Source organism: Verrucomicrobiia bacterium (assembly GCA_019634625.1).
Lineage (GTDB): Bacteria > Verrucomicrobiota > Verrucomicrobiia > Limisphaerales > CAIMTB01 > CAIMTB01.
In genome coordinates, this window is record JAHCBA010000045.1 from 16,238 (window position 1) to 28,403 (window position 12,166).

Annotated in this window: 8 protein-coding genes; 4 read left to right on the forward strand and 4 right to left on the reverse strand. The window is 68.7% G+C overall.

The features are described 5' to 3' along the window. The first annotated feature begins 202 nt into the window (after window positions 1–202). From KF833_20395 to KF833_20410, 4 genes are all read left to right on the forward strand, one after another. The gene (locus tag KF833_20395) at window positions 203–3,442 is read left to right on the forward strand and encodes a hypothetical protein (GenBank protein ID MBX3747676.1); all 3,240 of its coding nucleotides are present in this window, start codon (window positions 203–205) and stop codon (window positions 3,440–3,442) included. Window positions 3,443–3,453: 11 nt separating this feature from the next. Beyond that, window positions 3,454–4,107: a response regulator transcription factor gene (locus tag KF833_20400; protein MBX3747677.1), complete on the forward strand. Its 654-nt coding sequence runs from the start codon at window positions 3,454–3,456 to the stop codon at window positions 4,105–4,107. A 61-nt stretch (window positions 4,108–4,168) separates the two neighbouring features. Beyond that, window positions 4,169–4,540: a VOC family protein gene (locus tag KF833_20405; protein MBX3747678.1), complete on the forward strand. Its 372-nt coding sequence runs from the start codon at window positions 4,169–4,171 to the stop codon at window positions 4,538–4,540. A gap of 137 nt (window positions 4,541–4,677) precedes the next feature. After that, window positions 4,678–5,439 (forward strand): hypothetical protein, encoded by a 762-nt coding sequence (locus KF833_20410; GenBank protein MBX3747679.1) that lies wholly within the window; start codon window positions 4,678–4,680, stop codon window positions 5,437–5,439. Window positions 5,440–5,492: 53 nt separating this feature from the next. Here the strand turns inward: KF833_20410 and KF833_20415 are convergent, their stop codons facing one another. The 4 genes from KF833_20415 to KF833_20430 all read right to left on the reverse strand — a co-directional run bounded on the left by KF833_20415 (window position 5,493) and on the right by KF833_20430 (window position 12,113). Beyond that, entirely contained in the window at window positions 5,493–7,649 is a 2,157-nt protein-coding gene (locus tag KF833_20415; GenBank protein ID MBX3747680.1) for a thioredoxin family protein, read from the reverse strand. Between the two features lie 190 nt (window positions 7,650–7,839). Then, a complete protein-coding gene (locus tag KF833_20420; GenBank protein ID MBX3747681.1) occupies window positions 7,840–9,096 on the reverse strand; it encodes a PQQ-like beta-propeller repeat protein in 1,257 nt (418 codons plus the stop codon). Between the two features lie 157 nt (window positions 9,097–9,253). Next, window positions 9,254–10,894, reverse strand: a complete 1,641-nt coding sequence (locus KF833_20425; protein MBX3747682.1) for an MFS transporter — start codon at window positions 10,892–10,894, stop codon at window positions 9,254–9,256. A 94-nt stretch (window positions 10,895–10,988) separates the two neighbouring features. After that, complete coding sequence (locus KF833_20430) at window positions 10,989–12,113, reverse strand: Gfo/Idh/MocA family oxidoreductase (GenBank protein ID MBX3747683.1); 1,125 nt, start codon at window positions 12,111–12,113, stop codon at window positions 10,989–10,991. Window positions 12,114–12,166: the final 53 nt, after the last annotated feature.

Sequence of the window (12,166 nt, forward strand, 5' to 3'; positions counted from 1 at the left end):
ACACATTGGTGTTGACGTGCGGAAGATATAACAAGTGCAGACCCTTTGATGTTGACCGAGGATTGATAGAAAGGCAGGCGCAATGCTGTTGACTCCGCAGAGGAGTCCGGCGCCGATGGGGTTGGGGGTTGAGATTGGCGTGGGCGGAGGGGGTGGGAGGGGTTAACACGGGGGGGTGCGGGAGCCGAACGGGAACGAGGGTGTGACGCCATCGGCGTTGCCGGCCGCGGAGTGGGCGCGGCGCCAGGAGTCGTCGCGCCGGAGCGTGCGGAGGGCAAACCTGGCGGTGGCGACGGCGCTGGGGACGGTGCTGGCGCTGGCGTTCGGGGCGGTGTGGCAAGGGCATTGGGCGGTGAGATCGCAGGGGGAGGCGATCGTGGAGCGGGAACGGGCGGAACTGGCGCAGGCGGAGGCGCGGCAGGAGCTGTGGCGGGCGTTGCTGGCGGAGGCGCGGGCCACGCGGCAGAGTTCGACGCTGGACCGGCGGGAGGTGGGATTGTCGATTCTGGCGCGGGCGGCGGGGCTTGGGGCGACGGCGGAGCTGCGGGACCAGGCGGTGGCGACGCTGGCGCTTCCGGAATACCGGCTGGAGGCCTCGATTCCACTGGGGGACACGGCGAACCGGTATGCGTTCGATCGGGCGGTGCGAAGGGCGGCGGTGGTGATGCCGGACGGGGACGTGGTGGTGCGGCGGTTTCCGGACGGGGCGGAGGTGGCGCGGTTGGGGCGGGAGGGGACGTCCGTGCCGGGAGAGCAGGGGATGCCGATGCTGCTGGAGTTCGATCCGGCGGGGGAGGCGCTGGCGGTGCGATATGCACGGGGGGCGTTTGGGGTGTGGACGCTGGGGGAGGCGGGGCTCCGGTTTGTGCGGGATGGGGACCGGGAACGCCGTCAGGCGAGCGTGCCGCGGTTTACGAGCGACGGGCGGCACCTGGTGGCGCCGGTGTTTGCGCCGGACGGGTTTGCGGTGATCGAGGCGGACACGGGCCGGATGGTGGCGCATTTCCCGGAGGTGAGTTCGTTCCGTCATGCGGCGCCGCGTCCCGGGAAGACGCAGTTTGCGGCGGACCTTGGGACACGGGTGGCGCTCTTCGATTGGGAACGGGGAGGGGAAGTGGCGGCGCATCCGTTTCCGGCGGGGGCACGGGCCCTGGCGTGGACCGGGGATGGAAGGCGGCTGGCGATTGCGGGGAATGCGCTGGAGGTCGAGGTGTGGGAGCCGGGGACCGGGGAGGTGCGGCGGTTTCCGGGCCATGGCGACGACGTGTACGACTGCGCATTCGATCCGGCGGGGAGGCGATTGGCGACGTCGTCGCTGGATGGGACGGCCCGGTTATGGGATGCGGTGGATGGGCGGTTGCTGGCGGTGGCGACGGACCGTCGATTGGTGGCATGGGGGCCGGGGGAACGGTCGGGATGGGTGGTGAGCCGCGAGCGGTTGGAGGTCCGCGTGGGTCCGGTGGGCGGTGTGCTGGAGCGGGTGGCCGGGGTGCCGGGGCGTTCGGACGGGCTGACGTTCGACATGGATGGAGAAGGACAATGGGGATGGTCACGGGACGGGGAGGGAAGGGTATGGCAATGGGATCTGGGGCGGGGAACGGGGCCGGAGCCGACGGGACTGACCGGGGTGAGTTCGCTGAGTTACGATGCGGCGGGGTCGGTGTTGCTGCTGACGCGGGACGGCTGGCTGGAGGCATGCCCGTGGGACCGGATCGGCGACGGCGGGTTGCCCGGTGCGATGTCCGGGACGCCTCGCCGGCTGGCCGGGGTACGGAGCCGCAACGTGGATCTGGTGATGGCGGGGTTGGGGGGGCGGGGGCGGGTGCTGGTGGAATTGGGGGCGGGCGCGGTCTGGGCGGATTCCGGCGAGGACGGGCGCGATCCGGTGGAGATCGACGATCTGTTGCACAGCAGCGTGGATCGCCGGTCGGGGAGCGCGCGGGGGACGGGGACGGTGGCGTTGAGTCCGGACGGGCGATGGGTGGCGTGCGGGGCGGACGGGATCCGGGGTCCGGGGGTGTTCGACGTACGGACCGGGCGGCGGGTGGCGACGTTGGGGGAGGAGACGGGCGGGGTGCAGTTCAGCGCGGACGGGCGCTGGGTGTTGCTGGCGTCGGTGCGCGGGTGCCAGGTGTTTGAAACCCGGGGCTGGGAGCGGGTGTGGTGGCGGCCGGCGGCGGTCCGGCATCCGAACTACTCGGCGGTTGGGGCGGTGTCTCCGGACGGGACGCGGGTGGTGTACGGGGAATCGTCGCGGCATCTGGTGCTGCTGGAGGGCGGGAGCGGGCGGACGCTGGCGGCGCTGGAATCGCCGGCCGCCTCGCCGTGGGTGGCGGCACGATGGAGCGACGACGGGAGACGGGTGATCGGGCTGACGCGGGAGAATGCGGTGGAGATCTGGGATTTGGAGGCGTTGGGGGAGGCGCTGGCGGGGATGGGACTGGATTGGGACAAGCCGCTGAGCGGTCCTCCGGTGGCGGTGTTCGGGGAGGTGGAGATGCCGAGGTACCCGACGTGGGTGGCGATCGGGGTGCTGGCGACGGCGGGGATGGTGGCGGGGATTGCGATGGTATCGCTGCGACGGCACCGGAGGCTGATCGGGGATTACGCGGTGGCGGAGGATCGGGCGGCGCGGCGCGATCGGGAGCTGGCGCTCGAGCGGGAGGTTGGGGAGCTGAAGAGCAGTTTTGTGACGATGGTTTCGCATGAATTCCGGACGCCGCTGGGGATCACCATGAGTGCGGTGGAATTGCTGCGGCACTATCTCGACCGGCTGAGTGCGGGGAAGCGCTCGGAACTGCTGGAGGACATCTACGGGGCCACGCTGCGGATGTCGGGGTTGATGGAGCAGGTGCTGCTGCTGGGGCGGGCGGAGTCGGGTCGTCTGGGATGCCGGACGGGGCCACTGGACCTCGAGGGTCTGGTGGGACAACTGCTGGATGAGGCGCGGTCTGCGACGGCGCGGCGATGTCGTTGTGTGTTCGAGACGGAAGGGGATCTTGACGGGGCGCGGGGTGACGAATCGTTGCTGAGGCACATTCTTTCCAATCTGATTTCGAATGCGGTGAAGTACTCGCCGCCGGGCGGGGAGATCGGGGTGGGGATGCGGCGCGACGGGGAGGACGCCGTATTGAGCGTGCGGGACCGGGGGATTGGGATTCCGGAGGCGGACCAGGGGCGGTTGTTCGAGGCCTTTCATCGTGGCGGCAATGTGGGGCAGACACCGGGGACCGGGCTGGGGCTGCTGATTGTGAAGCGATGCGTGACATTGCATGGGGGCGGGATCGCGGTGGCGTCGAGGGAAGGGGAGGGGACGGTGTTCACGGTGCGGCTTCCGCTGTTCGGGCCGGGCCGGGGGGAGAGAACGCAGGGGGGGGGCGGGGCTGCGGGCGGATCGGACGGAAGTCGGATTGGCTTCGCCGGGGAGACTCGGGCAGCGTGACCGGATTGCCGATGAAACGGATTCTCGTGATCGAGGACCAGGCGCCGATGCTGCGGAACCTGGCGCTGCTGCTGGAGTTTGAGGGGTACCGGGTGCTGACGGCATCCGACGGGCGGGAGGGGCTCGAGGTGGCGCGGCGGGACAAGCCGGACCTGGTGATCTGCGATGTGATGATGCCGGAGCTGGACGGGTTCGGGGTGGTGCGGGCGCTGAGAGCGGAGGACGAGACGGCGGACATCCCGTTCATTTTTCTGACGGCGCGTGGCGAGCGGGCCGATGTGCGCACGGGGATGAACGAGGGGGCGGACGACTATCTGACCAAGCCGGTGATCCGGGAGGAGTTGCTGGAGGCGGTGGCGACGCGGCTGGCGCGGGCGGCGGCGGTGCGGGAGCGGATTGCGCAGGTGCGGGGCGGCGGCGGATTCCATCCGGATTTCAGTTCCCACGAGCCGCTTCGGGCGCGGCTGGGACTGACACCGCGGGAGGCGGAGGTGTTGTTGTGGGTGGCGCAGGGGAAGACCAACGGGGACATTGCGACGATCCTGGGGTTGTCGGAGAAGACCGTGAAACAGCATCTGGGGAGCAGCTTTCAGAAGCTGGGGGTGGAGACGCGCACCGGGGCGACCCTGCAGGCGCTGGAAGTGCTGGCGAATCCGCGGGGTTGACGGGGGCATGGAGGTGCGTTGACGCGGCAAGCCGGGTTCGAAGAGGATGGGAGGTGTCACGATGAAACCGGCAATACCCATTCTCAGGATCTTCGATGAGGCGAAGGCGCGGGAGTTTTACGTGGCGTTTCTGGGGTTCGGGGTGGATTGGGAGCATCGGTTTGCCGAGGGGATGCCGTTGTATGTGCAGGTGTCGCGGGGGGAATGCGTGCTGCACTTGTCGGAGCACTTCGGGGACGCGTGTCCGGGGGGGACGGTGCGGATCGAGACGCCGGATCTGGATGCCTATCTACGAGGTTTGCGGGCGGCGGCGTACCGGCATTGTCGTCCGGGCGAACCGGCGCTTCAGCCGTGGGGTCTGCGGGAGATCGACCTGGCGGATCCGTTTGGCAACACGCTGATCCTTTTCGCGAAGCCCTCCGGGGCGGGCTGAATTCTGCGAGGCCGCAGGGGAGTGGAGCGGTGGGATGAGGACTCGCGGAGCTCGCCCCTCCGGATGGCGTCCCTCCGGAGATGGGATCGGTTGGCATTGGGGCGGCGGGGGATTATGGTGGCCGACCTTTGAAGCTCATGAAATCGAAACGAAGCGGATGGATGGCGGCAGGGCTGGTGGCGTGCGTTCTGGCGGGGGTGACGGCGTGGGGGCAGGGGACGCGACGGGGAGGCGGGGAGGGGGGATTCCACGGATCGCTGGCCGGATTGTTCGGGGATGCGGTGGCCTTCAGTGCGGATGCGGAGGTCGGGCTGACGAACCGGACGGACCAGTCGCGGTTGAATGTCCCGATGCGGGTGTTCAAGAGCCGGGACCGGTTTCGGTTGGAGGTCGATCTGCAGCGGGTGCAGGGGGCGGGGAATGCGGCGCAGGGGTTGAGCACGCTGCGGGGAATCGGGATGACGAAGATGACCTGCCTGGTGTTGCCGGAGGAGAAGGGGATGATCCTGATGTTTCCCGAATTGAAGGTGGGGATGCGGTTGCCGTTCTCGGAGACGGCGCTGCCGGCGGACGGGTTCCGGGTGGAGAAGCGGGCGGCGGGGAAGGAGACGCTGGAGGGACAGGCGTGTGTCCGACAGGAGGTGCAGGTGACGACCTCGGACGGGGCGCGGGTGGCGGGCACCGTGTGGGAGGCGACCGCGTTGAAGGGGTTTCCGGTCAGGATGCTGTTCCAGCCGGAGGACAGCGGGCTGGGGCTGCGGTTCAGCCAGGTGCGAATGGCGGCGCCGGGCGAGGAGATGTTCCGGGTGCCGTCGGATGTGCGGCTCGTGGACGGGGCGGCGGGGTTGATGCAGGAGGCGATGAGCCGGGCGCTGCAATCGGGTGGGCTGGGGCGCTGAGAGCCTGTCTGAGGGGGTGGTGACCGGGCCTGTGACCCGGGTCGGGCGCGGGATCAACGGGCTGCCTCGGCGAGGGCGTCGAGGACGATCGACGGGGTGAGGAGGGAGGGCAGGACGATGGGATCGCGGGCCGGGTCACGGGGATAGACCACGACGAGGGGGACGCCGGCGCGTTGGAAGCGCTGGAGTTCGCGGGTGATGGCGGGCGGGTAGTCGGTGTGATCGCCCTTGAGGGGAACCCCATTGATTTCACGGAGCCGGGCGCGCACGGCGGGGATCTCGATGGACGAGCGTTCGTTGAGTTTGCAGTTGAGGCACCAGTCGGCGGTGAATTCGACGAAGACGGGGCGGCCTTCGGCACGGGCGGCGGCGACGGCTTCGGGGGACCAGGGCTGCCAGGGGATGCGTTCGGAATTGGACTGGGTGGTGGCTGGGACGGGGGTGGAGGCGCGAGGGGATCGCCATTGGAGTTCCTTTTCGAGGGCGACGCCGTAGAAGGCGGCGACGACGACCAGGGCGACGGCGATGGCGAGGCCCTGGCGTTGGCGACCGCGCTGGACGAATTCGCCCCAGACCCAGGCGGCGAGGGCGAGGCCGACGAGGAAGAGTCCGAGCCAGAGGGCGCCGCCTTCGCCGAAGCGGCGGGCGGTGAGGGTGTAGAGCCAGAGGGCGGTGGCGAGCATGGGGAAGCCCATGGCGACCTTGAAACGTTCCATCCACCGGCCGGGTTTGGGGACGAAGTGGAGCCAGGCGGGCTGCCAGCTCAGGAGCAGGTAGGGGGCAGCGAGGCCGAGGGCCACCGCGGTGAAGACGATCAGGATGGTGGCGGCGTCGGCGACGAAGGCGTAGCCGAGGGCCGGAGCCAGAAAGGGGGCGGTGCAGGGGGTGGCCAGGGCGACGGCCAGGACGCCGGTGAAGAACGAGCCGGAGTAGCCTTCGCGGCTGGCGAGGTTGCCTGCCGAGTCGAGGGCACGTCCGGTGAAGTTGATTTCGAAGACGCCGAACAGGCTGAGGGCCACCAGGAGAATCAGCACCGTCATCAGGACGAGAAAGACCGGATTGCCGAACTGCATGCCCCAGCCGGCGACACCCGCGGTGGCCTTGACTGCGATCACCACGGCGGCCAGGACAAGGAACGACACCCAGACTCCGACCGAGTAGGCGTAGCCGTGGCGGCGGATTTCGGCGGGGCGTCCGCCCGCTTGGCGGACGAACCCGAGGATCTTGAGGGCGATCACCGGGAGGACGCAGGGCATGGCATTGAGGATGATCCCGCCCAGGAAGCCGAAGAGGATGGCCGTGGCGAGGGAGATGGAGGCGGATGCGGGTGTCGAGGCGGTCAGGGCGGTGGAGGCACCGGCGGGGACATTGCCCGGGTCGCTGCTGATTGGGAGAAGGGCGTCGAAGGCGAGCGACGGGACTTGGCCCGGGTGGGCGAGGACCAGGAGGCCGCCGACGGCTTCCGGCCAGGTTCCATCGAAGAGCCGGACCTGTTTGCGGAGTGTGACGACGCCCTCCGGCCCGGGACGAACCTCCGTCGCGGTGAGGACTTCGAAGCCGTCGCCCTCGTAGGGATAGAAATCCGGGGAACCGGTCCCGGCCGGGGGGCGCCAGCGGATGAAAAGGGTACGTTCCTCGCCGTCGGCGGGTCCGTCCCAGGAAGCCACAGCAGCGCCTTCGGGCAGGGGAGGGGGCAATTGCCCGACGGCGGCGGCCAGGAGGGCGGCGTGGGGGGAGGGGCGGGTTTCCGGGCCGACGACGAGTTCGGCGCGGACGGTGGCGCGTCCGGGGACGCAGACGGCTTCGCATTCGAGCCACTGGATCGCGGCTTCGAGGGTGACCGGGCCGTGGGGGGCGTCCGGGGCGACGGTGAAGGGGACGAGGAGGGTGACGGACTTGTGGTGGACGAAGGTGACCAGGCCCTGATCGGAGTAGGTGGCGGGCGGGGGCCAGAGGATGGGTTCGGAAGAGAGGAAGGCGGGGAGCTTCCAGTTGAGGGAAGTGGGGGCGCCGGAATCGCCGCCGTTGCGCCAGTAGGTGTGCCAGCCGGGCCGGATGGTCATTTCGAGACCGGCGAGGAAGCGGTCGCCCGGGGCGACGGATTCGACCGGGAGAATCAGGCGGACCTGGGTGGATTGAGCGGCGAGGGCGGGGGTGGCGAGCAGGGCCCAGGCGATCGGGATGAGGGCCCAAAATCGAATCCGCAGCATGCGGACATCATGAAGCGAGGAGGGAAAGGGGGCAATGGCCGGGGGGCCTTGCCGGGAGGACTCGCGGAGCTCGTCCCTCCGAAAGGTGAAACGGGGTGGTGAATCCGGAGGGCCGAGCTCTGCGAGGCCGCGGGGGAGGGGTGCGGTGGGGATGAGGACTCGCGGAGCTCGTCCCTCCGGGAGGGGGGGATTACGGAGCGGCGATCCGGAAGAGATGGGATTCGGAGCGGATGAAGAGGGTGCCGTCGGTGACGGCGTAGGAGGCGAGGGTACGCTCGTCGATGGGGTTCTCGGCGAGCTTCTGGAAGGTGCGTCCGGGGGCGACGACGACGCCGAGGCCGGCTTCATCGAGGAGGTAGATGCGGTCCTCGGCGAAGACGGGGGAGGCGGAGATGGGGCCGGTGGCGCGTTCCTGATAGTGCAGGGTGCCGGTGCGGGCATCGACGCAGGTGAGGACGCCATTGTCGGCGAGGAGATAGAGTTCGTCGCCGACGAGCAGGAAGCTTGGGGTGTGGCCGGCGCCACGATTGAGGGACCAGCGAAGGTTGGATTCGGTGATGTCGCCGGAGCCATCCGGATCGATGGCGAGGGCGACGGGTTGGTTGTAGCCGGTGCCGGCGTAGAGGAGGCCGTGGGCGAAGAGAGGTTTGGGGATGACCGAGTAGCCGCCGTGCTGGACGCGCCAGAGTTCGGAACCCGAGGCGGGGTCATAGGCGGCGATGAGGCCGCTGCCGGGGGCGACCACCTGGGATCGGCCGCGGACGAGGATGGCGGTGGGGGTGGAGAAGGAGAACTTCTGGCGGAGTTCGATGGGGGGACGCGGGGTGCGCCAGGCGAGCTGGCCGGTGGCGGGATCGAGGGCGACCACATGGGGATCCTGGCCGCCGTCGGCGGTGAAGATCAGGCGATTGCCAAGGAGGATGGGGGAGGCGCCGTTGCCATGGACGGGCGGGTAGGGGAAGGCGTTGGTGCGCCAGACCACGGCGCCGTCGAGGTCGAGGCAGGCGGTACCCATGTGTCCGAAGTGCACGAACAGGCGTGAGCCGGCGACGATCGGGGTGGGGCTGGCGTGGCTGTTCTTGCGGTGGATGGCGGGGGCGTCCTGGCCTTGGGAGAAGATGTCGGTCTGCCAGAGGAGGCTGCCGGTGGCGGCGTCGAAGGCGAGCGCGGCGAGGGAGAGAGTGTCACCTGCGCCCGGAATGGCGGCGGTGAGGTAGAGGCGTTGACCGGCCAGGACAGGGGAGGACCAGCCCTGGCCGGGGACGGCGGACTTCCAGGCGACGTGTTCGGAGTCGGTCCAGCGCAGGGGGACATTGCGGGCGGGGGAATGGCCATTGCCATCGGGGCCACGGAACTGGGGCCAGTCGGGGGAGGCGAGGGCGGAGGAGACCGTGAGGGTGAGGAGGAGGGTCAGGAGGGCGGGCGCGGAGTGCGGCGGGCGCGACATGGCGTCGAGGTTACGGTGCCGGGGTGCGGGCGCAACGGGGGTGGACCGGAAATCCGTGCATGGGCGCGATGAACGGCGTGCACGGTCAAGGAAAGGGCGGTCCCGGGTGGGGACCGCCCTTCGATGGAACGGAAGCGGATGGGGTGGGTCGGCGACCTCAGTGCGACACCTTGGCGGCGTCGGTGCCTTCGAGGTGGACCGGGCGATAGCCGCCGATGCCCTTGAAGTAGAGGAGCAGGCCGAGATAGATGGCGGCCATGATGGCGGGGATGACGGAATCGGCGCGCAACGTCTGGCGGTCGCCGGTGATGGAGGCTGCGATGACCGTGCGCTCGTCCGGGGTCAGGCGGGCGAGGGCCTGCTCGGGGTCGCGGATGCCCTGCGCGAGGAGTTCGGTGCGGGCGATGGCGAGTTTGGACTGCACTTCGCCCAGTTTCCGACCGTCGAGGCCGTGGGCTTCGGCGAAGAAGAGGAACTTGCTGGGTTGGGCGGCCTGGTACTCGGCATGGAGGGCAGGGTTCGCCTGTTCGAGGGTTGCGCCGGCGAAGCGGTCCTTGGCGTAGCCGAGGCCGGGGGAGCCGATGAGGCCGGCGGACATCATGCCGATGCCGCCCATGATGGAGATGGCGATGGCACCGGTACGGGGGAAGCGGTCGGAGACGACGGCGAGCATGGTCGGCCAGAAGAAGGTCTTGCCGATGGCGTAGATGGTGAGGGCGAAGATGGCCCCGGCGAAGGTGGCGATGCCGGCGGCGAGGTTGAGACCGACGCAGGCGAGGAGGGCGCAGGTCAGGAGGAGACCGACCGGCGAGAGGCCGATCTTCTTCTCGATGAAGTCGGCGCAGAAGCGGAGGAGGAACATCAGCATCGAGGTGAACACGAAGAGCTGTTTGCCCTCGGCCGGGGTGAGGATGTTGCCGGTGATGTTCTGGATCCAGCCATCGGTGCCGAGTTCGACGGCGCCGACGAGGGCATGGGCGATGAAGAGGACGAAGAGGAGCCAGGCGCCCCAGGAGAACCTGGTCATGACGGCGACCACGATGAGGAGGGCGCCGGCCAGCAGGTAGGAGATGATGGTGGGGACACCGAGGGCGCTGGAGAAGAAGAGCGCGAGGAGGAAGCAGACGACGAGGGCGCCGAGGAGGCCGACATCCTTGAACATTTCACCGAGCTTCAGGCCCTTCTGGGAGGCCTCGGACTTGGGCATGTGCTGGCCGAGGAACATGACGCCATAGACGATGGTGGGGATGAGGAAGAGGCTGAGCTGGGCCTTCCAGGACCAGGCGAACTGCTCGCCGAGCACCCAGCCGATGACACCGCCGAGCACGAGGCCGGCGGGCCAGCTCGCGTGGAGGATGTTCAGGTAATGGGTGCGGTTGTTGGGGAAGAGGGTGGCGACCAGCGGATTGGAGACCGCCTCGAGGGTGCCGTTGGCAACGGCGAAGATGAAGGTGCCCCAGTAGAGGAACTGGTAGGCGGTGGCGGCCTCCATGCCGGAGGTGGCGCCGAAGGTGACGAAGGCGGAGAGGACGTGGAAGGCGAAGGCGGCAATGACCAGCTTGCCGTAGCCGAGTTTGTCGCAGACGACGCCGCCGATGATGATGCCGAAGCAGAACCCGGTGAAGCCGGCGCCGTTGATGGCCCCGAGCTGTTCGCCGGTGAAGCCGAATTCGGCGCCCCAATTGGCGAGGATGCCGCCGCGGATGCCGAAGCCGACACCGGCGGCGAGGATGGCCATGAAGCCGGCCCATAGAAGGCGCCCCGCGTTGGGTGCGATCCCGTCCTTTTTGATGTTCATGATGGAGTTGGAGTCAGGTGGGGGTTGGTTGGTTGGAAAGGGAACCCCGCCGCAACGGCGTGGCCGGGGGCGGGGTTCGGGTCGGGTTGGCGGGTTAGAGGGTGAAAGGCGGCAGCTTCACGATGGCGCCGCCCTTGAGGGCGGACTGGTGGGCGCAGAGCCCGACGCAGGTCCAGTTGGCGGACTGGCGGGCGTTGGGGAAGGGATCGCGGTTTTCGAGGACCGCCGAGAGGAATTCGTGGGCGAGGTGCGGATGACTTCCGCCGTGGCCGGCGCCCTGGGTGAAGCTGAGATGAGTCTTCTTGCCGAGGTCGTACACGCCCTTGGTGGTGAAGGGGCGGATGCCCTTCGGGAGCCGCTTCGCGTAGTCGGGGGCGCGGACCAGCTTGGGGATCTTGGGTTCGGGGAGCTTGGCGCGGTGCAGCACGAGGGGCTCGTGTTCGATCAGGGGCCATTCGACGGAGGCCTTGGAGCCGTACACGTCGATGCTCTCGCGGTACTGGCGGGCGACATCGAACAGGGAGCGGTAGATGCGGGCGGAGAGGTCGCTGTCGCGGAATTTGATGTGGGTGGTCTCGACGGCGAAGGGGGAGTCGTAGTGGCCGATGAGTTCCTTGCGGATGGTGCCCGAGCCGAAGCAGCTCACGTATTCGGCATCGAGGCGGAGCAGGCCGCAGACCGGGCCGACGCAATGGGTGGCGTACCACATGGGCGGGAGGCCGGGCCAGTAGTTGGGCCAGCCGTCCATGTCCTGCTGATGGCTGGCCTGGAGGAACTGGATCTTGCCGAGGGTGCCCTTGTCGTAGAGTTCCTTCATGTAGAGGAACTCGCGGGCATAGACCACGGTCTCCATCATCATGTAGTGGAGGCCGGTCTTTTTCTGGAGCTGGACGATCTTGCGGCAGTCGTCGATGGAGGTGGCCATGGGGACGGTGCAGGCGACGTGCTTGCCGGCCTGCAGGGCCTCGATGGACATCCAGCCGTGATCGGGGATCGGCGAGTTGATGTGGACCGCGTCGATGTCGGGGTCCTTGAGCAGTTCCCGGTAGTCCGCGTATCGCTTCTCCACCCCGAAGGCGTCGCCGATGGCGTCGAGCTTGGACTTGGACCGCTGGCAGATGGCGGCCATGCGGGCGTTGGGGTGGCGTTGGTAGATGGGGATGAACTCGGCACCGAAGCCGAGACCGACGATCGCGATGTTGACCTTCTGCTGGCTCATGCTTGTTCCCGTGGCCGATTCCACCTCTCCACGGGAGAACGGGGCAGAACGGC

Excerpts from the sequence above, each read along its gene's own strand:
- KF833_20400 (MBX3747677.1), top strand. The coding sequence starts at position 3,454 with ATGAAACGGATTCTCGTGATCGAGGACCAGGCGCCGATGCTGCGGAAC.
- KF833_20405 (MBX3747678.1), top strand. The coding sequence starts at position 4,169 with ATGAAACCGGCAATACCCATTCTCAGGATCTTCGATGAGGCGAAGGCG.
- KF833_20410 (MBX3747679.1), top strand. The coding sequence starts at position 4,678 with ATGAAATCGAAACGAAGCGGATGGATGGCGGCAGGGCTGGTGGCGTGC.
- KF833_20415 (MBX3747680.1), bottom strand. The coding sequence starts at position 7,649 with ATGCTGCGGATTCGATTTTGGGCCCTCATCCCGATCGCCTGGGCCCTG.
- KF833_20420 (MBX3747681.1), bottom strand. The coding sequence starts at position 9,096 with ATGTCGCGCCCGCCGCACTCCGCGCCCGCCCTCCTGACCCTCCTCCTC.
- KF833_20425 (MBX3747682.1), bottom strand. The coding sequence starts at position 10,894 with ATGAACATCAAAAAGGACGGGATCGCACCCAACGCGGGGCGCCTTCTA.
- KF833_20430 (MBX3747683.1), bottom strand. The coding sequence starts at position 12,113 with ATGAGCCAGCAGAAGGTCAACATCGCGATCGTCGGTCTCGGCTTCGGT.